Annotated in this window: 22 protein-coding genes; 14 read left to right on the top strand and 8 right to left on the bottom strand. The window is 70.9% G+C overall.

The window, feature by feature from the left end:
• Positions 1-22: 22 nt before the first annotated feature.
• On the bottom strand, positions 23-970 hold the full coding sequence (locus ACGF0J_RS07495) for a helix-turn-helix transcriptional regulator (protein WP_393142971.1): 948 nt from the start codon (positions 968-970) through the stop codon (positions 23-25).
• Between the two features lie 175 nt (positions 971-1,145).
• Here ACGF0J_RS07495 and ACGF0J_RS07490 point away from each other — a divergent pair, with 175 nt between their 5' ends.
• A complete protein-coding gene (locus ACGF0J_RS07490; protein ID WP_393142969.1) occupies positions 1,146-2,090 on the top strand; it encodes an alpha/beta fold hydrolase in 945 nt (314 codons plus the stop codon).
• A 243-nt stretch (positions 2,091-2,333) separates the two neighbouring features.
• Here the strand turns inward: ACGF0J_RS07490 and ACGF0J_RS07485 are convergent, their stop codons facing one another.
• Positions 2,334-3,170: a GyrI-like domain-containing protein gene (locus tag ACGF0J_RS07485; protein ID WP_393142967.1), complete on the bottom strand. Its 837-nt coding sequence runs from the start codon at positions 3,168-3,170 to the stop codon at positions 2,334-2,336.
• Positions 3,171-3,324: 154 nt separating this feature from the next.
• Between ACGF0J_RS07485 and ACGF0J_RS07480 the strand changes: the two genes are divergently transcribed.
• Complete coding sequence (locus ACGF0J_RS07480; protein WP_393142965.1) at positions 3,325-3,699, top strand: transposase; 375 nt, start codon at positions 3,325-3,327, stop codon at positions 3,697-3,699.
• A 16-nt stretch (positions 3,700-3,715) separates the two neighbouring features.
• Positions 3,716-4,873: an RNA-guided endonuclease InsQ/TnpB family protein gene (locus ACGF0J_RS07475; RefSeq protein ID WP_393142963.1), complete on the top strand. Its 1,158-nt coding sequence runs from the start codon at positions 3,716-3,718 to the stop codon at positions 4,871-4,873.
• A gap of 110 nt (positions 4,874-4,983) precedes the next feature.
• Here ACGF0J_RS07475 and ACGF0J_RS07470 read toward each other — a convergent pair whose 3' ends face one another.
• The gene (locus ACGF0J_RS07470; protein WP_393142961.1) at positions 4,984-5,787 is read right to left on the bottom strand and encodes a phytanoyl-CoA dioxygenase; all 804 of its coding nucleotides are present in this window, start codon (positions 5,785-5,787) and stop codon (positions 4,984-4,986) included.
• 151 nt (positions 5,788-5,938) lie between these two features.
• The gene (locus ACGF0J_RS07465) at positions 5,939-7,525 is read right to left on the bottom strand and encodes an FAD-dependent monooxygenase (RefSeq protein ID WP_393142959.1); all 1,587 of its coding nucleotides are present in this window, start codon (positions 7,523-7,525) and stop codon (positions 5,939-5,941) included.
• 365 nt (positions 7,526-7,890) lie between these two features.
• Between ACGF0J_RS07465 and ACGF0J_RS07460 the strand changes: the two genes are divergently transcribed.
• The 3 genes from ACGF0J_RS07460 (at position 7,891) to ACGF0J_RS07450 (ending at position 10,285) form a co-directional block, all read left to right on the top strand.
• A complete protein-coding gene (locus ACGF0J_RS07460) occupies positions 7,891-8,790 on the top strand; it encodes a LysR family transcriptional regulator (protein ID WP_393142957.1) in 900 nt (299 codons plus the stop codon).
• Between the two features lie 317 nt (positions 8,791-9,107).
• Complete coding sequence (locus ACGF0J_RS07455; protein WP_393143894.1) at positions 9,108-9,545, top strand: ArsR/SmtB family transcription factor; 438 nt, start codon at positions 9,108-9,110, stop codon at positions 9,543-9,545.
• On the top strand, positions 9,542-10,285 hold the full coding sequence (locus ACGF0J_RS07450) for a cation transporter (protein WP_393142955.1): 744 nt from the start codon (positions 9,542-9,544) through the stop codon (positions 10,283-10,285). Before ACGF0J_RS07455 ends, ACGF0J_RS07450 begins: the two co-directional genes overlap by 4 nt.
• 101 nt (positions 10,286-10,386) lie before the next feature.
• Here the strand turns inward: ACGF0J_RS07450 and ACGF0J_RS07445 are convergent, their stop codons facing one another.
• Entirely contained in the window at positions 10,387-10,944 is a 558-nt protein-coding gene (locus ACGF0J_RS07445; protein ID WP_393142953.1) for a TetR/AcrR family transcriptional regulator, read from the bottom strand.
• Positions 10,945-11,014: 70 nt separating this feature from the next.
• Between ACGF0J_RS07445 and ACGF0J_RS07440 the strand changes: the two genes are divergently transcribed.
• The 4 genes from ACGF0J_RS07440 to ACGF0J_RS07425 all read left to right on the top strand — a co-directional run bounded on the left by ACGF0J_RS07440 (position 11,015) and on the right by ACGF0J_RS07425 (position 16,618).
• Positions 11,015-11,953, top strand: coding sequence for an alpha/beta hydrolase (locus ACGF0J_RS07440; protein WP_393142951.1), 939 nt, complete (start codon positions 11,015-11,017; stop codon positions 11,951-11,953).
• Between the two features lie 67 nt (positions 11,954-12,020).
• Positions 12,021-13,817 (top strand): ABC transporter ATP-binding protein, encoded by a 1,797-nt coding sequence (locus ACGF0J_RS07435; protein WP_393142949.1) that lies wholly within the window; start codon positions 12,021-12,023, stop codon positions 13,815-13,817.
• A complete protein-coding gene (locus tag ACGF0J_RS07430; RefSeq protein WP_393142947.1) occupies positions 13,814-15,529 on the top strand; it encodes an ABC transporter ATP-binding protein in 1,716 nt (571 codons plus the stop codon). Before ACGF0J_RS07435 ends, ACGF0J_RS07430 begins: the two co-directional genes overlap by 4 nt.
• 99 nt (positions 15,530-15,628) lie before the next feature.
• Positions 15,629-16,618 carry a helix-turn-helix domain-containing protein gene (locus tag ACGF0J_RS07425; RefSeq protein WP_393142945.1) on the top strand — a complete coding sequence of 330 codons (990 nt, stop codon included), beginning with the start codon at positions 15,629-15,631 and terminating at the stop codon, positions 16,616-16,618.
• Here ACGF0J_RS07425 and ACGF0J_RS07420 read toward each other — a convergent pair.
• Positions 16,598-17,356 (bottom strand): TetR/AcrR family transcriptional regulator, encoded by a 759-nt coding sequence (locus ACGF0J_RS07420; RefSeq protein WP_393142943.1) that lies wholly within the window; start codon positions 17,354-17,356, stop codon positions 16,598-16,600. The two genes, ACGF0J_RS07425 and ACGF0J_RS07420, sit on opposite strands and share 21 nt — an antisense overlap.
• An 82-nt stretch (positions 17,357-17,438) precedes the next feature.
• Between ACGF0J_RS07420 and ACGF0J_RS07415 the strand changes: the two genes are divergently transcribed.
• Both ACGF0J_RS07415 and ACGF0J_RS07410 read left to right on the top strand, forming a co-directional pair.
• Positions 17,439-18,383 (top strand): ATP-binding cassette domain-containing protein, encoded by a 945-nt coding sequence (locus ACGF0J_RS07415; protein ID WP_393142941.1) that lies wholly within the window; start codon positions 17,439-17,441, stop codon positions 18,381-18,383.
• Complete coding sequence (locus tag ACGF0J_RS07410; RefSeq protein ID WP_393142938.1) at positions 18,380-19,201, top strand: ABC transporter permease; 822 nt, start codon at positions 18,380-18,382, stop codon at positions 19,199-19,201. Before ACGF0J_RS07415 ends, ACGF0J_RS07410 begins: the two co-directional genes overlap by 4 nt.
• 39 nt (positions 19,202-19,240) lie before the next feature.
• Here ACGF0J_RS07410 and ACGF0J_RS07405 read toward each other — a convergent pair whose 3' ends face one another.
• Positions 19,241-19,903, bottom strand: coding sequence for a class I SAM-dependent DNA methyltransferase (locus ACGF0J_RS07405; RefSeq protein WP_393142936.1), 663 nt, complete (start codon positions 19,901-19,903; stop codon positions 19,241-19,243).
• 189 nt (positions 19,904-20,092) lie between these two features.
• On the opposite strand from ACGF0J_RS07405, the gene ACGF0J_RS07400 reads away from it, so the two are divergent.
• On the top strand, positions 20,093-20,815 hold the full coding sequence (locus ACGF0J_RS07400; protein ID WP_393142934.1) for a VOC family protein: 723 nt from the start codon (positions 20,093-20,095) through the stop codon (positions 20,813-20,815).
• 123 nt (positions 20,816-20,938) lie between these two features.
• On the opposite strand, the gene ACGF0J_RS07395 is transcribed toward ACGF0J_RS07400, so the two are convergent.
• A complete protein-coding gene (locus ACGF0J_RS07395; RefSeq protein ID WP_393142932.1) occupies positions 20,939-22,186 on the bottom strand; it encodes an MFS transporter in 1,248 nt (415 codons plus the stop codon).
• A 68-nt stretch (positions 22,187-22,254) separates the two neighbouring features.
• On the opposite strand from ACGF0J_RS07395, the gene ACGF0J_RS07390 reads away from it, so the two are divergent.
• Positions 22,255-22,866 carry a TetR/AcrR family transcriptional regulator gene (locus tag ACGF0J_RS07390; protein ID WP_393142930.1) on the top strand — a complete coding sequence of 204 codons (612 nt, stop codon included), beginning with the start codon at positions 22,255-22,257 and terminating at the stop codon, positions 22,864-22,866.
• Positions 22,867-22,969: the final 103 nt, after the last annotated feature.

Here is a 22,969-nt window from a genome sequence, read left to right as displayed (position 1 = left end):
GGCCCGGGTCGTTGGGGTGGTCTCAGCTGTATCGCTCGACGAGCGCGTTGCCGATCAAGGTGAGGTGGTCCCGCACACCAGGTGGGCCGGTCACTTCGAGCCATTCGACCAGTCCGGCGAGCTCGCCCGCGAGCGCGTACTCGTTGTAGCCGCGGATCACGACCTCGATGCGGCCGTCGATCGTGGGACCTCCAACCTCAAGCCGGTCCCCAAGCGTCATCCGGAGCTTGCCGATCCCTTCGGGAGTGCACAGGGCCCGGACTTCGAGGGGTGTTCGCCTTCGGTCGACCTCGTCGGCGATCTCCCTCCAGCTCTCAGCGAGGTCGAACCCCTCGGGTCGGTGCACGGGATCGTCGGTCGGCTCGACGGATGACACGCGGTCGATCCGGAACGTCCGTCGACCGGCGTCAGTGTGAGTGACGAGGTACCACGTCGGCCCTTTGGCGACAACGCCGAGCGGGTGGACGATCCGCTCGCTTGCGGAGCCGTCGCCGTCGACGTAGCCAAGCCGCGTCTGGATGCCACGGATCACCGCGTCCTGGATGTCGTCGAGGAACGGCGGCGTTGGGTACTCGGCCCGGCTCACACCCCATCGATGAGGATCCACCAGCCTCGACGACGCTGCTGCCTGTGCTGGTACTCGGAAGGGCTCCGGCAAGGCTTGGACGAGCTTGCGCAGAGCGGCCTTCGCGGCCGGGTTGGCCGACGAGGCCGGGCCGGCCACCAGGAACAGCGCCCTGGCCTCCCGAGCGGTCAATCCGGTCAGGTCGGTGCGGGCGCCGCCCACGAGGCGCCAGCCACCTCCTCGGCCCTGCGCGGAGTACACGGGGACCCCTGCCATGGCCAGAGCGTCGAGGTCACGGCGGGCGGTGCGCTCGGAGACCTCCAGCTCCCGGGCGACCTCTGCTGCTGTCACCTGCTCGCGCCGTTGCAGCAAGAGGAGGACGGCCACCAGTCGGTCGGTTCGCACGCCGACAACACTTTCACATGAAACCGGTCATGAGGTGACCGGTTTCGGTCGGCAAGATGGCGACACGATCTCACCGGGGAGGTCGCCGCAAGCGAACACCCCCAGAGGGGGCGCCGACGCCATCTTCGGGAACCTTCGTCGCCCGATCACCCCGAAAAGACAGAGAGGAAACGTAATGCTCAATCCAACCGACTTTCCCAAGCCCACTCTTATTCCGGTCAACGGTGTGGAACTCGAAGTCTTCGAAGCGGGCCGAGAAAATGCGGGAAAACCCATCGTGCTCTGCCACGGCTGGCCGGAGCACGCCTTCTCCTGGCGCCACCAGATGCCCGCCCTCGCCGCAGTCGGCTACCACGTCATCGCACCGAACCAGCGGGGTTACGGCAACTCGTCCTGCCCGATAGAAGGGACGGACTACGACATCGAACACCTGTCAGGTGACCTCGTCGCACTCCTCGACCACTATGGATACGAAGACGCCACCTTCGTCGGCCATGACTGGGGTGCGTTCGTCGTCTGGGGATTGACCCTGTTGCACCCCGGCCGTGTGAACAAGGTGATCAACCTGAGCCTGCCCTACCAGGCGCGCGGAGAGAAGCCCTGGATCGAGTTCATGGAAGACACGTTCGGCGGCGACTTCTACTTCGTCCACTTCAATCGACAGCCGGGGGTCGCGGACGCCGTATTCGAGGACCACACCTTCCAGTTCCTCCGCAACCTGTACCGGAAGAACGAGCCCCCCAGAGCGCCTCAGCCGGGCATGGCGCTGATCGATCTCGCCAGAGCGGAAACACCACTCGGTGAGCCCATCATGAGTGACAGCGAACTGGCCGTCCTCGTCTCCGCCTTCGAATCATCGGGATTCACGGGCAGCGTCAACTGGTACAGGAACCTCGACCGCAACTGGCACCTGCTGGCGGACGTGGACCCGATCATCCGGCAGCCCGCACTCATGATCTATGGCGACAGGGATCTGGTCGCACAGGGTGAGAACCTGGCGGAGTTCGTGCCCAACGTGGAGGTGGTCAGCCTTGACTGCGGTCACTGGATCCAGCAAGAGAAGCCGGAAGAAACGAACCAAGCGATTTTGAAGTGGCTGGAACAGCAGGATGCCACCTGAGCGCGATATGACAGGCCGGCAGCCGGGAAGTGGAGTCGGCTGAGACCGGCTGCTGGCTCCCCAGGTCAGCGTCTACTTGGCGGCTGATGGCGCGTTGGCTAACGGCCCGTCGTGCTGGTGGACGCACGGGCGAAGCCCGTTCCGTTTTGTACGGGGGTTGATTTTGCAAAACCGGACGCCTTTACATTGTAGATTTACTAGGGCGAGAGCGCATATACGCCCCCCGGCGACATGCCGGTGTGTTCAGGCGTGCTCGGGCTCCACCGGGAGCCACAGTTCGGCGTCGGCCTTCTCCGGAGACAGATGGGCGCGCAGGATCTCGGGGCCGGTGCGCGTGCGGTACGGGTTCGACGGGAACCACTCGGTGAACACGTCCCGCCACAGCTCCTGGATGGCCTGCGGTGCCGGCCCGGAGGTGGTGAAGACCGCCCAGGTGCCGGCCGGGACGGCCAACGCGGTCGTGCCCTCCGGAGCGGCCGCGGAGGTGATCACCCCGTGGTGGTAGTCGAATTCGGTGCCCTCCGCGCGGCCCGCGTCCAGACCGTCGCAGACCGCGACGACGCCGTGCGGCTCCTGGTTCGACAGCTTCTCCAGGCGCTCCAGAGCCTGCGGGTCGATTCCACGGACGAAGTCCATGATCGCCCGGTTCGGACCCGCGTGCACCAGGGGTACGCGGGCCTTGAACCCGACGACGGCGAAGCCCGCCCGCTCCACGAGGCGGTACCGCATACTGCTGCTTCCCTCGATGGTGAGACGGAAGGCCATCCGGGACTGGGAGGTGAGTGCGGCTCCGGTCCGCCGGGCCTCGCCCGGTCCGACGCCGTGCATGGCACGGAACGCCCGCGCGAACGCCTCACCGGAGCCGTAGCCATAGCGCACCGCGATCTCCAGCAGCGTCTCGCGTCCCGCGAGTACTTCGGCGCCCGCGACGGTGAGCCGGCGGCGCCGGACGTACTCCGACAGCGGCATGCCCGCGAGGGCGGAGAACATCCGGCGCAGGTGATGCTCCGAGGTGGCCGCGATGCGTGCCAGCTCCGCCACCTCGACGCCCCGGTCGAGATGACACTCGATGTGCTCCATCAGAGCCGCCCGAGGGGACCGGCGGCTTGAGCCGTCGGGGGAATCGGGAGCGGGAGGGTCGTCAAGGCCCGAGCGTGCCCTGACCTGTCAGATTCGGGCATCAGAGATCTCCGTTCATCGTGCGTTGGATACATGACACTGGGATAGTGATCGTGTGACTCGTCAGGTGCGCACCTCCCCCGGCGCGGCGTACGACCTCGGGTACCACGTCGTGTGGTGCCCGAAGTACCGCCGCCCGGTCCTCGGCGGGCGGGTGAAGACCCGCCTGGAGGAGCTGACGCCGCACCCGAAGAACTCCCCGTCATATGTGGCCAACCAGTTCAAGGGGTTCACCTCCCACCACCTGCGCGCCGAGTTCGCGCACCTGCGCTCCCAGGTGCCCACGCTGTTGCCCACGCTGTGGTCACGGTCCTACTTCGTAGCCACCGTCGCCACCGTCGGCGCCGTCGGCGCTGTGTCCGCCGAGACGGTGCGGCGGTACATCGAGACGCGGTATGAGCGGGCGCCCAGGGCGGGTGGCGGTGCGTAGGTCTTACACGTTCCTCATGCGTCCGACCGCGCACCAGCAGGCCGCGCTCACCGCGTGCCTGGACGACCACCGCGCCCTGTACAACGCGGCGCTTGAGGAGCGGCGCGAGGCGTACAAGCGGTCCAAGGCGTCGATCCGGTACGGCGACCAGTCCGCCCAGCTCAAGGAGATCCGCGCCTACGACGCGGACCAGGCCCGTTGGTCGTTCTCGTCCCAGCAGGCCACGCTACGCCGGTTGGACAAGGCGTTCCGCGCGTTCTTCGACCGCGTCAAGAAGGGCGCGACGCCCGGATACCCGCGCTTCAAGGGCCGGGGCTGGTTCGACACGGTCGAGTGGCCCAAGGACGGCGACGGTTGTCGGTGGGACTCCCAACCCGAGCATCCGGCCGCCACGTTCGTGCGCCTGCAGGGCGTCGGCCACGTCCGGGTGCACCAGCACCGCCCGGTCAAGGGCCGGGTGAAGACGATCAGCGTCAAGCGCGAGGGCTCCCGCTGGTACGTCGTCCTGTCGTGCGACGACGTGCCCGCCGAACCCCTGCCCGTCACGGGTGCGGTCGCGGGGATCGACCTGGGGGTGGCGTCGCTGGTCACCACGAGCGACGGCGAGCATCTGGCCAACCCGCGTCACCTCGCCGCGACCACCGATCGTCTCGCGACGGCGCAGCGCGACCTCGCCCGCAACAAGCGGGGCTCCAAGCGTCGTCGCAAGGCGGTGGCCCGTGTCGCCGCGCTGCACGCCAAGGTCCGGCGGCAGCGCCTCGACCACGCGCACAAGGCCGCCTTGGCGCTGGTCGGCGGCTACGACGTGATCGTGCACGAGGACCTGCGGATCACCCACATGACCCGCTCGGCGTCCGGCACGATCGACGCACCCGGCCGCAACGTCGCCGCCAAGGCCGGCCTGAACCGTTCGATTCTCGACGCGGGTTGGGGGGTGTTCCTGACGATCCTCGCGCACAAGGCTGAAAGCGCCGGTCGAGAGCTGATCGCAGTCGATCCCCGCAACACCTCCCGCACCTGCGCCCGCTGCGGGCACTGCGCGAAGGACAACCGCCTCACCCAAGCCGCGTTCGCCTGCACGGCGTGCGGCCACCGGGCGCACGCCGACGTGAACGCGGCGACCAACATCCGCAGGGCAGGGCTTGCCCTTCGCCAGGCCGCCCAAGCGGCTTAGCGAGAAGCCGCTCCCTTCAGGGAGCGGAGGAGTCACCGCCTGGTTCAGCCGCACGCCTGGCCTCCCCCTCTCCCCCGTCACGACCGCCTGCCGACGATAGCCGAGCAGCACTACCGGCCGGTGCCGTCCCCGTCCGCACCGGGAGTACCCCGTCCCAGACCCCGGCGGATCGCGATCTCCACGGGCGAGTACGCGCCGTCGGCCCGCTCCAGTTCGTACGGCGCGGCCGGCAACAGCGGCGGCTGGGCCATGAGGCGCGGCCGCACCCCACGGTGCGGTTGCGCCGCGTGCACCAGGAACGGATGGCACAGGAAGACGTCACCCGGGCACCCGGTGGCAAGGGCGAGTGGCCGGTGGCCGGACGCCGCCACCAGATCGGGCGCGAGGGTCGGCCCGCTCGCCCCGACCTCCCCGTACTTCTCCAGCACCTTCGGCACGTCGAGGTGTGAGCCGACCCGGATCCGGGTCGGGGCGTCCGCCTCACCGACCTCGCTGAACAGGAACAGCATCAGCAGCGCGCGGCCGCGGGAGCGCAGATTGGTGAAGTACCAGCTCTCGCCCTCCGGCAGATAGCTCCCCTCGATGTGCCAGCCCGCGTCGTCCGGCTCCTCCTCGTGCGGGAAACGCAACGGGAACGTGCCCAGCGAATAGCGCGGCTCCCAGCGTCCCGCGCCGACGAGCAGGTCGTAGGCGTGATGCAGGAACGGGGAGTTGGGTGCGGCGGCGAACGGCCCCTGCGCCATACCGCCCACCCAACGCACGGGCTGCGTCCACGTCGACGGGTCGTCCGGGTCGCAGCCCGTCTCCCGCCACAGCAGCCGCGCGCAGTCCGCGGCCACGCGCGGCGCGACGGCACCCTCCACCTTCACGAAGCCGTCGCGCAGGAACCGGGATACCAAGGTCGTGTCATCCATCCCCCCATCGTGCGGCGACACCGGCCCCGATCACCCGACATTCTCCGCACCGCCTTTGTCGGTGTGAGACCGGAATACGAGCGAAGCGTGCCACGGCCTGGTTCCACCGCTGGTAGAGGCTGGTGTGTCGGGCACCTGAATGCCCTCTGTTTCAAGGCGTTCCGAACCATGCGGAGAGTGCCTCGCGCAGCGAAGGCATGGCGCTGTCCGTGGATTCGTCGAGGTCGGCGGCCCACGCGACGTGGCCGTCCGGGCGGATCAGCAGCGCGTCAGCCGGCCGATCGTCGGTCTTGGCGGTGTGGAGGTCGAGGAGATGCCGCGAGTCCCGGGCGATCTGGCGGAGCTCTGGGCGGTCGGCCAGGTCGAGGAGGACGGGCCGGGCGGTGTGCAGGAGGTCGGCGACGCTGGTGACGCCCTGGTCGGTGTGCAGGGTGAGGTCGGGGGCGAAGGTGCCGGTCAGTGGGTGGAGGTGGGAGCCGGGCATCGGGTAGCGGATGTCGGTTCCGGCGACGAGGGCTCCCATCCGGCGCAGCGACTGCTCGTCGGTGAGCAGTTCGGTGAAGACGTCGCGGAGTGCTTCGGCGGCCGCGTCGTGCCCGCGCCGCAGGGCTACCTGCGCTCGGGTATGCAGCAGGGTGCGGGCGCCGGCCAGGTGACGTTCGGTGTGGTAGGTGTCCAGCAGGCCGGCCGGGGCCGTGCCGCGGAGGTCGGCGGCCAGCTTCCAGGCCAGGTTGACCGCGTCCAGCATGCCGGCGTTGAGCGCCACTCCGGTGGCGGGGAACAGGTGTGCCGCGTCGCCGGCGAGCAGGATGCGACCGGCACGGTATCGCTCGGCCTGGTGGGCCTTGAAGGTGAACCGGGACAACCGGGTCGATCCGGCCAGGGGCAGGTGTGCGCCGAGCACACGGTGGACGCTGTCCTGCAACTCGGCCAGGGTCATGGGGACGTCGTCGTCGTACTCGGTGCTCTCGTCCTCGATGGTGTAGAGGGAGACGGACTGGGTGCCGGGTGAGGAGCCGACGCCGAGCAGGCCATGGTTCGTGCGGGTGAAACCGGCGCGGATCCTGCCGAAGCCGGGGACGTCGAGATCGCCGTTGCCCAGAACGGCGACCGTGTGGGGCAGGGTGACCTGGGCCAGTCGGTTGACCTCGGGATAGGTGGTGCCGGGGAACGGAATGCCGGCCCAGTCACGGATGCGGCTGCGCGCGCCGTCGCACCCCACGAGGTACCGCGTGCTCGTCCGGTAAGGGCCGTCCGGGCCGCGCACGTCCACGGTGACCGCGTCGTCGTCCTGGCTTACCCCGGTCACCTCGTGTCCTCGGCGGAGGTCGACGCCGAGTTCGCCTGCGCGTTCGCCGAGCAGCCGCTCGAGCAGTTGCTGCGGCAGCGGCAGGGCGTGCATCGGGGGATCCGGCAGCTGGGTGAAATCCAGGTGCACGCCGCCGAACGGGAACCGGGGAGCCGGCGCAGGGCCGGTGCAGGCCGCTTCGAAACGTTCCAGCAAGCCCCGGTAGCGCAGCAGCTCCAGGATCTGCCCGCCCAGGCCCCCAGCCTTCGGGGTGTCGCGGGGGCGCGGCTGTCGTTCCAGGACCAGCGGTCGCACTCCGGCCAGGCGCAGCTCGGCGGCCAGCATAAGACCCGTCGGACCGGCCCCCACGACGATCACGTCGGCGTCCCCCGCCGGCCGCTCTTCTCGCAGGTCTTCTTCCGCGGGCCGGGCGGCATCGTGGTGCTTCATCATCTATGACCTTTCGATCGTGTCGTTCGTCGCGTCGGAACGCGGGGATCGGGACGGAGCTGTCAGCCGGGCGCCAGGCGGCTGAGGTGCTCCCAGGCGCGGTACTCTTCGGCCCTGGCCTGGTTCATCTGCTGAACCAGATCGAAGGACCGGCTGCCGACGATCAGCCACAGGGGCCTCCATGGCCAGCGCCTGGCCGAGGGAGTCGATGGCCGATTTGCCGGCACCGCAAACCAGGACGTCCATCCACGTGCTCCCTCGACCAGGCGAATCGTACGCATCGAGGATCAAGTACGGTGAACACCCAGAACAACCACGAACCCCGAAAGATCACCTTCAGCTGGAGTGAACGGAGCAGGTCAGGCGTGGAACTGCGGGACATCGAGATCTTGCTGACCCTGGCCGAGGAACTGCACTTCGGCCGCACCGCCACCCGGCTGTGCCTGTCACCCGCTCGCGTCACCCAGGCGATCCAGAAGCAGGAACGGCAGGTCGGCGCTCCGCTGTTCGAGCGCAACAACCGCACGGTTCGGCTGACACAGGTCGGGCGGCAGCTCCGGGACGACCTCCGGCCGCTGTATGCCGAGCTGAAGGACAGCATGGAACGCGCCCAGCTCGCCGGCCAGGGCATCACCGGCATCCTGCGGGTCGGCATGCTCCCGCTCAACGCCCACGACCTGCGCCCCTACTGGGACGTCTTCCGCCTGCGCCACCCGCTGTGGAAGCTGCGCGTCCACAGCGCACAGGTGGGCGAAGCCTTCCCCGCGCTGCGGCGCGGAGACATCGACGTCCTGGTGAGCTGGCTCCCCGTCGACGAATCCGACCTCACCGTGGGGCCGGTCGTGTTCGCCGAGCAGCGCGTGCTGGCCGTCGCCACCGACCACCAACTCGCCCCGCGCGCGTCGGTCTCGCTGGAGATGGTCTCCGACTTCCAGCACCCGCACGCCGACGCCGGGCCCGGCTACTGGTACGACACCTACGCCCCGCGCCTTACCCGGCGAGGCCGTCAGATCGAGCGCGGTCCCGTGGTGCGGGACGCGGAAGAGGCCATGACCCTCGCCAGCATGGACGGGCTTGTCGTGCTCTTCCCCGCCCACGTCACCCGCTACTGGGTGCGGCCGGACATCGCCTACCTGCCGGTCACCGATATGGAGCCGCTGTCGTACGCGCTGGTGTGGCGGAGCGAGGCTGAGAGCGAGCCCATCCGGGCCCTGGCCGGGGTCATCCGCGATCTGGGCCCTCTTCCGTCGGTCCCTGCCCCTTGAGGTGGCCTCGGCGTCACAGCGACCGCGATCGCCATCGGGATCATCACGGCAGCGGAACAACACGAACGCAAGCCCGAGCACAGCGAGGCACACCTGAACGGGGCCGCCGTGACCATGATGACCAGACGGCTGACCAGGAAAAACACGCCACGGTGGGACAGCCACCCGAAGCCGCACCGCCTCCGCCGCATAAACCCTGGACCAGGCGTACGTCGTCCCGGCTCACCCGGAGACGTTCCGGCCGTGCCGGTCGGGATGCTCGCCGCCACTCCTTCTCGCAAAGAATCACGAAACAACGCTATCATCGCAATATGGCGATGATTGATGAGGGTGACGGCGGGCGGTGCGTGAGCGCCGACATCGCGGCCGGACTGCCGCCGGCGGCGGCACTGTTCCACTCGCTGGCCGATGAGACCCGGCTGCGCATCGTGCGACGGCTGGCCCGCGGCGAGGCGCGCGTCGTGGACCTGACCGGCGAGCTGGGGCTGGCCCAGTCCACGGTGTCCAAGCACCTGGCCTGCCTGCGTGACTGCGGCCTGATCGGCTACCGGGCCGAGGGCCGGCAGTCCTTCTACAGCCTGACCCGCCCCGAGCTGATGGACCTGCTCGCCTCCGCCGAGCAACTGCTGGCCGCCACCGGCCACGCCGTGGCACTGTGCCCCGCCCCCGCCCCCGCCCCCGCCCCCGCACCCGGCCCCGGCGGCCGGACGGACGGTGACGGCGGCACACGGACGGCAGGAGAGGCGGCGGCATGACCGCGGTCAACCTGCCCGGCCCCGGCCCCTCCCCCGCCCGCCGGACTCTGCTGCAGCGCCGCATCCGGCTCCTGGTCGCCGCCACCATCACCTACAACGTCATCGAGGCCGCGGTGGCCATCACCGCCGGCTCCATCGCCTCCTCGGCGGCGCTGATCGGCTTCGGCCTCGACTCGATCGTCGAGGTCGCCTCCGCGGCGGCGGTGGCCTGGCAGTTCTCGGCCGCCGACCACGAACGCCGGGAACGGGCGGCGCTGCGCGTCATCGCCCTGTCCTTCTTCGCCCTGGCCGCCTACGTCACCTGCGACGCCGTCCGCGCCCTGCTCGGCTCCGGCGAAGCGCGGCACTCCACCCCCGGTCTGATCCTGGCCGCCCTCAGCCTGCTGATCATGCCATTCCTGTCGTACGCGCAACGCCGCGCCGGTCGCGAACTCGGCTCCGCCTCCGCCGTCGCCGACTCCAGGCAGACCCTGCTGTGCACTTACCTGTCCGGCGTGCTGCTGGTCGGGCTGGCGCTCAACAGCCTGTTCGGCTGGTCGTGGGCCGACCCGATCGCGGCGTTGGTGATCGCCGCCGTGGCGGTCAAGGAGGGCCGCGAAGCCTGGCGCGGGGACGCCTGCTGCGCCGTTCCCGCCGTTCCCGCCGCCCCCCTGTCCGGCCCCCTGTCCGCCCGCACGGCCGCCGAGGCGGACGGATGCGCCGACGGCTGCTGCTCCCCCGACCGGCACAGCCGGGCATGACGTGCCGCACGCCGTGCCGGTGAGCCGGCCGGATCGCACCCCGGCACCCCGCCTTCCGCGTCCGCGACCTCCCGCCCGACCTCCCGCCCGGCCTCGCGTCCTCAGCGGACGAGCGGCAGAACCATCTCCACCAGCGCGTCGACGTCATCGTCGACCATCGGCTCGCCGGTCATGCCCATGCGGTGGAGCAGGGTCCCGACGACGACGTCGATGAGGAACAGGACCCGGTGCTCAGGCTCGTCGAGCGCGTCCTGGAGCGCGAGCCGGTAGGGGTCCTGCAGCCGGGAGGAGAGAATCTCGCGCAGCGCCGGGTCGCTGACGGCGTCACTGAACACGCCCGCGAACGCGTCGCCCACCCCCGGCTCGCCGATCTTGCCCGCGGTCCAGCGGATGGCCGAGGACATGATCTCGGCCCGGCTACCACCCTCCAGCGGCACCGGGCCGAACGCGTCGAGCAGACAGTCCACGATCAACGCCCCCTTCGTCGGCCAGCGACGGTAGATCGTCGTCTTGGCGATGCCGGTCGCGGCGGCGATGCGCTCCACGGTGGCACGCGCGTAGCCCAGCTCGTGGACTGTGCTCAGCGTCGCGGCGAAGACCACGTCGTTGATGCCGGAACGCGGGCGGCCGGGCGGCCGCCCAGGTGTGGTCGACGTCATGTTCCTACGATACCGAGTTGCGCTACCTTAGGTTTCAAAACCTTGGGTATCGAAACTAGGAGAGAAGCCCATGAACGACATCACCGCGATGCGGCGACCGGCGGAGCCGAACTGGTCCACGGTGACGGCCGAGGAACTGATCACCTTCCGCGACGCCGAGAACCGCGTCCGGGCGTCCACGGCCGCACGCGTGATCACCGGAGAGCCGGACCCCGGCGCCACGATCGGCTGGCAGCAGGTGACGCTGCCCGGCCGCGAACTCCCCGTCCGGGTGTACCGACCCTCGGCCGCGGGCGCCCTCCCCCTCGTGATCCACGTGCACGGGGGCGCCTTCGTCGGCACGGCCACGCAGAGCGACTGGGTCAACAGCCACCTCGCCGCCCACCTGCCGGCGGTCGTCGTCTCGGTCGAGCACCGCCTCCTCGACTGGGAGACGCCGCTGTCCGCCGCCGCCGACGACGGCTGGGACGTGCTCCAGCACGTGGTGGAGCACGCCGGGACGTGGGACATCGACCCGGCTCGCGTCGCCGTCTTCGGCGAGAGCTGCGGCGCGCTGATCAGCGCGCTGGCGGCCATCAGGGCCAGGCGGGCCGGTTTGGGGCTGCGGGCGCAGGTGCTGGTCAACCCGGCGGTTGACGTGACCTCGACGGCCTGGACGTACGACTCGACGGTCCAGTACGCGGAGACGCCCACCCTGTCCGTGGCGCTGCTGCGGTTCTTCCAGCGGCTGGCCATCCCCGAGGGCGCCGACGCCCATGCGCTGTCGCCGCTGTACGCCGACAACCTGAACGGGCTGGCCCCGGCGCTCGTGGTGGTGCCGACTTGCGACCCGATCGCCGACCACGGCCGCCGCTACGCCGAGCGGCTCCGGACGGCCGGGACGCCCGCGCGGCTCAGCGAGTACCCGGAGGCGGGGCACGCGTTCCTGAGCATGCCGGGCATGGCAGCCCAGGCGACGCCCGCGCGGGCGGAGATCCTCGCCTTCCTTCGGGAGTGCCTCGGCGAGTGACGCCCGGCGCCACCCGCTCCCCGCAGGGAGCGCCCCTGACCGCTCGACGCAAGAAGGGACATTCGGCATGACAATCACCTCCGACGCCGGACACGTCCAGGCCGGGCCGCCGCCCACACCGCTGCCCGACCCCGATCCCGTGCACGAACTCCGCCTGAGCAGGCTGCTGCGCCCGCACGCCTGGAGTTTCGCGGCCGTCGTCGCCTTCCAGGTGATCGGCGCCGTCGCGGGTCTGGCCCCGCTGCTGGCGGTCGTCGAGCTGGGGCGCAGCCTGCTGTCGCCCGGCCCGATCGATCACGATCACGTCTGGACCGTCGTGGTCGCGGGTGCGGCCGGCCTGCTCGTCCGGCTGGTGTTCACGGCCGCGTCATCCGGAATCGGGCACCTTCTCGACGGCCACGTACAACTGGCCCTACGCCGGCACCTGGCCGCGCGGCTGGCACGCGTGCCGATCGGCTGGTTCTCCCGGCGCCGGACCGGCGAGCTGGCCAAGGTGGTGGGCGAGGACGTCAGTGCCATGCACCCGTTCATCGCCCACGCCCCCGGCGAGCTCATCTCCGCGTTCGTGGTGCCACTGCTCTCGCTGGTCTACCTGTTCACCATCGACTGGCGGCTCACCCTGATCACGCTGATCCCGGTGGTGCTGGCCGTGGCGCACATCCCGCTGATGATGACCCCGACCCGGCTGCGTGAGGAGAAGCAGTTCGACGCGGCCATGGGACGGATCGCCGACTCCGTCGTCGAGTTCGTCCAGGGCATCTCGGTGGTCAAGGCGTTCGGCGGCTCCGGACGCGCCCACCGCAGGTTCCGCACGGCCACCGACGACTTCGTCGGCATCTACCACAGCTTCGTGCGCGGCCTCTCGCTGATCGCCGCCGGCATGCAACTGGTGCTGTCACCGCCGTTCGTGCTGCTGGTCGTCCTGATCGGCGGCACCGCTCTGATCACCAACGGCGGCCTGCCCCCGGCCGACCTGCTGCCCTTCCTGCTCCTGGGACTCGGCCTGACCGCTCCGGTGGCGGCCCTCATCGCCCACAGCTTCGACGATCTGCAGACCGCCAAGCGTGCGATCGGCCGGATCCGGGACGTGCTGGAGGTGGCGCCGCTGCCGGAGCCCGCCCACCCGCGTCCGCCGCAGGGCCACCGGGTCGAACTACGTGGGGTCCGCTTCGGCTACGAAGACGACCGCGAGGTGCTGCGCGGGATCGACCTGGTCCTCGAACCGGGCACGGTCACCGCGATCGTCGGCCCCTCGGGCAGCGGCAAGTCCACGCTGGTCCAGTTGCTGCCGCGGTTCTTCGACCCCACCCACGGTTCGATCACCCTGGGCGGCGTCGACCTGCGCGAGATCGCCGCCTCCGACCTCTACCGGATGGTCTCCTTCGTCTTCCAGGACGTGCGCCTGCTGCGCGCATCGGTCGCGGACAACATCGCGCTCGCCGTACCGCATGCCGATTTCGACGACGTGGTCCGCGCAGCCCGTACGGCGAACATCCATGATCTGATTCTTGAGCTGCCACGCGGCTACGACACCGTGCTCGGGCAGGAGACCGGGCTGTCGGGTGGCGAATCGCAGCGGATCGCGCTCGCCCGCGCGCTGCTCGCCGACACACCCGTCCTGGTGCTGGACGAGGCGACCGCGTTCGCCGACCCGCAGACCGAGCAGGCGGTACGGCAGGCACTGGCGACGTTGGGCGGCGACCGCACGATCCTCCTCATCGCCCACCGCCTGGAGACGGTCGCCGACGCCGACACCGTCGTGATGCTGGACGACGGGTCGATCGTCGAGCAGGGCAGGCCCGCCGACCTCCTGGCGAAGAACGGAAAGTTCGCCGCCTTCTGGCAATCCAAGGAGCACCGATGATTCGCATGCTGCTGCGCGTCCTGGGCCGGGAGCACGCCCGGCCGGTGCGTCGCACCGTGGCCTTGATGACGATCACCGCGATCGTCGAGGGTCTGTCCTACGCCCTGCTGGTTCCCGTGCTGCAGACCCTGTTCGGCAGCACCCCCGCGGACGCGCTGCCCTGGCTGGTCGCGTTCGGCGGCGCGGTCGCGAGCTACGCGGTGCTGCGCTATGTCAGCGACCTGTTCGGCTTCCGCGCCGGAACCACGCTGTTGCGTGGCATGTATCACCGCCTCGGCGATCATCTGGCCCGGCTGCCCCTCGGCTGGTACAGCACCGGCCGAGTCGGGGAGGTGTCCGTCCTGGCCAGCCAGGGCGTGCTGGAGACGATGGGCGTGATCGCGCATCTGCTGACGCCCTACATCTCCGCCTTCGTCACCCCTGTGACGATCGTCGGCGTGATGCTCGCCTACGACTGGCAGCTGGGGCTGGCCGCGCTGGTCGCCGTGCCGCTTGTGGCGGCGATCCAGGTCTGGACCGGCCGCTCGATGGCCGCGGGCGACGCTGAGCGCCACGAACGCGACACCGAGGCGACCGGGCGGGTCATCGAGTTCCTCCAGGCTCAGCCGGTGCTGCGCTCCGGCGGCCGGAGCGCCCAACGCTTCGCGTTGCTCGACGACGCCCTGCGGGAACGTCAGCGAGCTTCCCGCCGTACCGTGCTGTCGGTCCTGCCCGGCATGATCGGCCTGACACTCGTGGTGCAGGCGATGTTCACCGCCCTGCTGGTTCTGGGCGTCCACCTCGCGCTCGGCGGGAGCATGGGTGTGGCGCAGCTACTGACGATCCTGGTGCTGGCCGCCCGCTGCGCCGACCCGGTCCTGTCGCTGGCCGACATCGGCGGCAAACTCCGCGCCGCGCGCTCCGAACTGACCAGACTCGACGCGGTCCTGCGCACCGAGCCGCTGCCGGAGGCACCCGAACCGATCCAGCCGGTGGGACATGGCTTGGACGTGGAGTCCGTCACCTTCCGACATGGCGACCGCACCGTGTTCGACGACCTGTCCTTGTCCGTGCCCGAGGGGCAGCGGCTCGCGGTCGTCGGGCCGTCCGGCGCGGGCAAGAGCACGCTGCTGCAGGTGCTGGCGCGCTTCTACGACGTGGACGCCGGAGCGGTGCGCGTGGGAGGGGTGGACGTGCGCGCGATCGGCAGCGAGGAGTTGATGGCGCGGATCGCCATCGTCTTCCAGGACGTCTACCTCTTCGACGGCACCATCGAGGACAACGTACGGCTGGGCCGCCCCGACGCCACCGAGGCCGACCTGCGGGCCGCGGCGAGCGCCGCCCGGCTGGACGAGGTGATCGAGCGGCTGCCCGGCGGCTGGGCGACGAACGTCGGCGAGGGCGGCACACTGCTGTCAGGAGGCGAACGCCAGCGCGTCTCGATCGCGCGGGCCCTGCTGAAGAACGCCCCCATCGTGCTGCTCGACGAGGTGACCTCCGCCCTGGACCCGGTCAACGAGGCAGCCGTCCACGAGGGCATCGAACGCCTCATGGCCGGCCGGACCGTCGTGATGGTCGCCCATCGCATGCGCACCGTCCAACACGCCGACCGCATCGCCTTCCTCGACGGCGGCCGGATCGTGGAAGAAGGACCCCACGACGAGCTGCTCACCCGCGCCGGCCGCTACGCCGACTACTGGAACGCCTCCCTGACACCGGCGGCACCTGACTGAGCCGGTAGGTCCTGCACCGTTGAACGGGTCGGGTGAACGGGTCGGGTGAACGGGTCGGGTGAACGGGTCGGGAACACCGCACCTCATACAATTCCGGACATGAAGACTGTCGCGGTCGCCATCACCGACGGGATGCTGCATTTCGAACTGTCGCTGGCCTACGAGGTGTTCGACACCGCACCGGCCGGCGTGACCGTCCCCTGGTACCGCCTCATCGGCTGCGGGCCAGGCGCCGTACGGGCCGGCAGGTTCCGGCTGGAACCCGACCACGGCCTCGACCGGCTGCCGAGCGCCGACACCGTGATCGTCCCGGGGTGGGCCGATGTCGACGCGGACCCGCCCGGCGACCTCATCGACGCGGTGCGCGCGGCCCACCAGGCGGGTGCGCGCGTGGCCGCCCTCTGCACGGGCGCGTTCGTGCTGGCAGCCGCCGGCCTGCTGGACGGGCGACGGGCGACCACGCACTGGGCGCACACCGAGGTGCTGGCCACGCGCCACCCCCGGGTGGAGGTCGATCCGGACGTGCTCTACGTGGACAACGGCAGCGTGCTCACCTCGGCCGGCAAGGCCGCCGCGATGGACCTGTGCCTGCACCTCGTCCGCCTCGACCACGGTTCGGCGGTCGCGAACGCGGTGGCCCGCCGCCTGGTCGTGCCGCCGCACCGGGCCGGCGGCCAGGCCCAGTTCGTCACCTCGCCGGTGCCCGCGCAGGACAACCACCCGCTCGTGGAGCTGTTCCCGTGGGCGATCGAACGGCTGGACCAACCGCTGACCGTGGAGGACCTTGCCCGCCAGGCCGCCATGAGCTCGCGCAACCTGGGCCGCCGTTTCCGGTCGGTGACCGGCACCACCCCGCTGCAGTGGCTGCTGACCCAGCGAATCCGCCGCGCCCAGGAACTGCTGGAGACCACCGACGACAGTGTCGAGGCGATCGCGGCGGCGACCGGCATGGGCACCGGCACGACGCTGCGCCGGCACTTCAACCGCACGGTCGGTGTGCCGCCCGACACCTACCGCCGCACGTTCCGCGCCTCGGACGCCGGGAGCGGCGCGGCCGGGGCCGTGCGGTCACCGGTTCCGGCCACCTGACCGCGCTGAGGGGGGCTCGGCCGTTGCCGGAAGGGCCGCGGCGATGCAGTCGAGGACACGTTCCAGCCCGTACCGGAACTGGTCGTCGCGGCTCAGGTGCGGCTGGCGCGCATCCTTCACGATCTTCGTGAAGATCGGATACCGGCCGCTGTCCACCAGTTGCTGGACGCGCGGGTAGCTCCGCGCCATCCACTCCGACTCGCTGAGCCCGGTGCGGCGAACCTCCGCGGCCACGCTGACCTCCTCGCGGGCTGCGCCCTCGACATAGCCGTTCAGGATGGCCATCAGGCCGAGGTTCTCGTCGATGGGGACGTAGGCGTCGAGGACCCCGACCACCCGTTCGATGAGCAGCAACTGGTTGGGGCCGAAGCTGGGAAGTGACCGCTGCACGGTGGCGATCCACGGGTGGCGCAGCCACATCGCCCGCACCTGGCCGGCGTAGTGGGTCAGGTCCGCGCGCCAGTCGCCGGAGGGTATGCCGGCGAGGTCGATCTCGCCCTGCAGCCGGTCGGCGATGAGCTCGACGAGGTCGTCGCGGCTGGGGACGTAGCGGTAGAGGGACATCGCGCCGGCACCGATCTCGGCGGCGATCCGCCGCATGGTGGCGGCCTCCAGCCCCTCGGCGTCGGCGATCCTGACCGCCGCCTCGGTGATCTGCTCGCGGCTGTAGGCCGGCTTCGGCCCGCGGGCGGGGCGCTCGGGCCGCATCCAGATGTTCACGTGCTCGGCGTCGGTCACCGTTCCACCTCCTTGTTGCGTACGTCGTACCCAGTAGTCTACTCTGACGACGAAACCGCGTACAACGTACCCAATGGAGGGGATGATGGAACCGATCGTGGTCGCCGAAGGACTGCGCAAATCCTTCGGCGACACCCACGCGCTACGCGGCCTGGACCTGAGCGTCCCGGCCGGGACCGTCTGCGGCGTGCTCGGACCGAACGGCGCCGGCAAGACCACCGCGGTGCGCATCCTGGCGACGCTGTCCGACCCCGACGCCGGACACGCCCGCATCGCCGGACACGACGTCGTCCGCGAGGCCGACGCGGTGCGAGCCAGGATCGGGCTCGCCGGCCAGTACGCCGCCGTGGACGACAAACTCACCGGCCGCGGCAACCTGCGCCTGTTCGGGCGCCTGTCCCACCTGTCGCGGCGCGAGGCGCACCGGCGGGCCGACGACCTGCTCGAACGCTTCGGCCTGGCGGACGCCGCCGATCGGCAGGTCGCCGGCTACTCCGGCGGCATGCGCCGCCGCCTCGACCTGATCACCAGCCTCATCCTGCGTCCCGACGTGCTCTTCCTGGACGAACCGACCACCGGCCTGGACCCACGCAGTCGCGGCGAGATCTGGGACAGCGTCCGCGAGCTGGTGGCCGACGGCACCACAGTGCTGCTCACCACCCAGTACCTGGACGAGGCCGACCAGCTCGCCGACGACATCGCCGTCGTCGACCACGGGCGGGTGATCGCCACCGGCACGCCCGACGAGCTGAAGGCCACGATCGGCGACCGCCTCGACGTCGTCCTCGAAGAACCCGCCGCCCTGCGTCCGGCGGCGACCGTCCTGAACGCCCTGACGGGAACCGATCCCACGATGACCGGCGCCGACCGGCTCAGCGTCGCCCTGCCCGGCGGCGGCTTCCGGCTCGCCGACATCGTGCGCGAGCTCGACCGCGCCGAGGTCGCCGCGGCCGACGTGCGGCTGCGCCGTCCCACCCTCGACGAGGTGTTCCTGCGCCTCACCGACCGCAAGGAGTCCCTACGATGACCGCCTCCGCCCCGCCGTACGCCCACCGCCTGCGCTGGACGGTCTCCGACGGGCTGACCCTGGTCGGCCGCGAGCTGGGACGGCTGCGCCAGGAGCCGGGCGAGCTCGTCGCCGCGCTGATCTTCCCGGCCGTCATGGTGGTGCTGTTCGGGTACGTCTTCGGCAGCGCGATCCAGGTGCCTGACGGCGGCGACTACCGCGAGTACCTCATGCCCGGCCTGTTCGCGATGGTGACCTTCTCCGCGGTGATGGGGGTCATGACGCGGATGGCCACCGACGCCTCCCGCGGGGTGATGGACCGGTTCCGCTCCATGCCGATGGCGCGCCTGGCGGTGCCGTTCGGGCAGACCGGCGCCGACCTGGTGATCGGCCTGCTCATGCTGGCCATCATGGTGGGCGCGGGCCTGCTGGTGGGCTGGCAGCCGCACCGCGGCCCGGTCCCCGCCGCCCAGGCGTTCCTGCTGATGGTCGTGCTGCGGTACGCGCTGAGCTGGGTGGGCGTCTACGTGGGCCTGGCGGTGAAGAACGACCAGGTCGCCGACGCGATGGTGCCGCTTTTCCTGCCGTTCACGATGCTGTCGAACGCGTTCGTGCCGACCGACGGCATGCCGGGCTGGCTGCGCTTCCTGGCCGACTGGAACCCGGTGAGCGCGCTCACCGCCGCCGCCCGGGAGTTGTTCGGCAACCCGGGCGTCCCGTCCGGTGACGTGACCTGGCCGCTCGCGCATCCGGTGGCCGCCGTCCTGCTGTGGTCGGTGGCGCTGCTGGTGGTGTTCGTGCCGTTGTCGCTGCGTGCCTATGTGCGCGGAGGCCGGTGAGCGCCTTTACATTGTAGATTACTAGATCGGCTCGGCGGGCTACGACGTGCGGGGCTTGTGAGCGAGAAAGAACGCCTGGCGGCCTGACCGTGGCTTCTCGCTCTCGTCAGGCTCACGGACCAACCGGGCGTCCAGGACGAGCCCGGCGGCGCTCACCACGTCGGCGATGTGCTCCGGGGGCATCCAGTAGACGTCGAGCGACAGCTCGTGACCGTAGCCTCTGTCCAGGTGGCGGCGTTCGTCCCCGACCTTGAAGGCGACCAGCAGATGACCGCCCGGGGCCAGCACCCGGTGAATCTCGGCGAACACCACCGGCAACAGCTCCGGCGGTGTGTGGACGGTCGAGTACCAGGCGACGGCACCGCCGACGGACTCGTCCGCCAGGTCCAGCGCGGTCATGGTGCCCACGTCGAACCGCAGACCCGGATGGCCACGGCGCGCGACGGCGACCATCTCCGGCGACAGGTCGATACCGAAGGCGTTCACTCCGAGCGCCCGCAGATGGGCCGTGATGCGGCCCGGGCCGCACCCGAGGTCGGCGACCTCCCCGCCGTCCGGTGCCCGCACGAGCTCGGCGAACGCGGCCAGCATCGCGCGATCCAGCGGCTTGCCGTCCAGCTCGTCGCGGAGGAGCTCGGCGTAGTCGGCGGCGACAGTGTCGTAGGCCACCCGGGTGGCATGCAGGTAGGTCGACTCGGTCATGATCAAGGACGATAGCGCCGCCGGGCGGTGATCCACGCCACCTGCCCGGCCGGGGCGGGCAGGAAGGACCACCCACGTGCTGGATAAGCGTTGGCGTCGCGATCTGCGGGCGGGCTAGCGTTGGCCTCCGTCCCGGGCAGGCGGAGGTGGTCCGTACGCGCCGGTGACCCGATGGAATGGAGGTACGGGATGACTTCTCGGCTCGTCGCGCTCTGCTTCGACGCGCACGACCCGCTTGGTCTCGGGCGTTTCTGGGCGGGAGTCCTGGGCTGGGAGACGGCCGACGACTCCCACGACGGCGTCACGCTCCTGCCGGGCGACGACACCGGGTTCCGGATCCGATGTCTGCCGTCCCGGGAGAAGAAGACCGGCCCGAACCAGATGCACTTCGACCTGACGAGCACGTCCCTGGAGGACCAGCGGCGGACGGTGGCGAGGGCGCTCGACCTCGGTGCGCGGCACATCGACATCGGGCAACGCCCGGAAGAGGGTCATGTGGTGCTCGCCGACCCCGAGGGCAACGAGCTCTGCGTGCTCGGGCCGGGCAACAAGTTCCTCGCCGACTGCGGATTCCTCGGTGCGCTCGCGTGCGACGGCTCGCAGGAGGTGGGGTACTTCTGGAGCGCCGCGCTGGCCTGGCCGTTGGTGTGGGACCAGGACGAGGAGACCGCGATCCGCTCGCCGCACGGCGGACCGAAGATCACCTGGGGCGGTCCGCCGGTGGCCCCGAAGACCGGCAAGAACAGGCTGCACTTCGACATCGCCCCGCCCGCGGGCGGCGATCAGCAGGCGGAGGTCGACCGTCTCGTGTCCCTCGGGGCGACGCGCATCGACATCGGCCAGGGCGAGGCCGGTCACGTCGTGATGGCCGACCCCGACGGCAACGAGTTCTGTGTGCTGACCCCTCGATAGCGGGACCAGCCCCGGGGCCTGCGCTCCCAGCCGGCCACGCGGCGCGCCGACCATACCGGCGACACCCTGTTTCTGCCGGGATGCTCTCCCGGTTTCTGCCGGGATGCTCTCCCGGCGGCGGGCTCACCGTCTGGTCGACGCCAGTACGGCCAGGGCCGCGACCCCCATCAGGGCCGCCAGGCCATACAGGAGGGCGGTGAAGCCGCCGAAGGCCGCCGCCACCTGCGATCCGACGCCCGCGCCGACTGCCAGCGAGAAGGAGAACAGCGCCAACGCCGTTCCGCGCGCCTGGCCCGCTCGGCCGGAGACCGCCTCGTTCAGGCTGGGCAGGCCGCCGGTGACCGTGGCCGCGTAGGCGGCGAGCAGCAGCACCAGGCCCATCCCGGCGGCTCCGGTCAGGGCGGTGGCGGCCAGGACCAGCGCCCCGGCGGCCAGCATGGCGACGGCGCGGGCGGGTGCGGCCACGCGGCCGAGCCGGCCCATGAGCAGCGGCACGGTGATCATCGCCGGCAGCCCGGCCGCCCGCAGCGCCAGCAGCTCGCCGGAGGAGGCGGTGACCCCGTGGAGCTGGAGACCCGTGTAGAGGGCGACGAACCCGGCCATCAGCACGACGGTGGCCGCGTACCGGAGCAGGAGCGCGCCGTCACGCAGCAGCGCGGGCACCGTCCGGTACGCCGCCGGCAGTTCCTTCCACACGACCGCCCCGGAAGACCTCTCCGCTCTGGAAGACCCTCCCGCCCCGGAAGGCCTCGGCGTTCCGGCACTGCCCGCCGGCCCGTCCGGCAGCATGACCGCGCGCAGGCCCAGCCAGGCCGCCACGAGCCCGGCCGCCGACAGCGCGAAGAGCCCGCGCCAGCCGATCACGTCCACCAGCACCTGTGCCGCGATCTGCAACAGCACGGCCGACACCAGGAACGCGCCGGTCACGGCCGAGATCGCCACCACCCGGCGCCGGGGTTCGACCCGTTCGGCGACGTAGGCGAGCGCGGCGGGCGGGAACGTCGCCACGGCCACTCCCTGCACCGCACGCAGCACCAGGGCCAGCTCCGGGGACGGGCTGAGCGCCACCAGCGCGGTGCCGGCCGCCGCCACGGGCAGCCCGGCCAGCAGCAGTCGCCGCCGGCCGAGCCGGTCCGACAGGGGCCCGAAGAGCAGGAACCCTACGCCGTATCCGGCTCCGAACGCGGTCACCAGCCAGGTCAGCGAGCCGGGGTCGCCGCGCCAGGTGGCCGCCATGTCCGGCAGCAGCGGGATCACGACGTAGATCTGCCCGCTCACCAGCAGTGCGGCGAGCGTGAACGCGAGCATGGTCCGCCCGAACGGCGCGGCGGTCAGGGTCTGGGCGGGGGCCGCCCGGGAAACAGTCGTCATGGCGTGGACGCTACATCAACCAACCAGTTGGATGTCAACCAACCGGTTGGTGGTTGTAGGATGGCCGCATGCCGCCCAAGGTCTCGACCGCCGCCACCCGCTCCGCCCTGCTCGCCGCCGCACGGGAGGAGTTCGCCGCGTACGGCATCGCGGGAGCCCGGGTGGACCGCATCGCCGAGCGCGCCGGTGTCAACAAGGAGCGCATCTACGGACACTTCGGCAACAAGGAGAAGCTGTTCGACACCGTCATCACCGAGGCGCTCGACGACCTGACCGCGCAGATCGCGCTGCCCGGCCGCGATCCCGCCGACTACGTGGCCAGGCTGGCCGACTACTACCACGACCACCCGGAGCTGGTGCGGCTGCTGATGTGGGAGGCGCTCAACTACCGGGGGCAGGAGCTGCTGCCCGGCCAGGAGGCGCGGGTCGAGCGGTGCGCGCGCAAGGCCGCCTCGATGGCCGACGAGCCGACGCCCGGCACCTCGCGCACGCTGTTCCTGCTCACCGGGCTGGCCCTGTTCCCGGCGATGATGCCGCAGCTCGCCCGGATCATGCTGGGCGAGTCGGCCGACGGGACGGAGGCGCATGAGGTGATGCGCGACCACGCCGCCGCCTTCGTGTCCGCCGCAACCGGCGACCCGCTCGCGTCGCCGGGCTCGCGCCGTGCGTCGCCCTCCTGATCGCGACCTGCTCCTGTGCGCCCGGGCCGGCCCTGCTGCCCGCGGTGCTCGACGAGGTCTACGCCGGGCTGTCGCCGCCGCCCGCGCCGTCCCCCACCACCAC

This window comes from Nonomuraea sp. NPDC047897 (genome assembly GCF_043204415.1).
GTDB lineage: Bacteria > Actinomycetota > Actinomycetes > Streptosporangiales > Streptosporangiaceae > Nonomuraea.
Note: the sequence above shows the minus strand (reverse complement) of the source record. Positions and strands in the feature narration are given on the sequence as shown.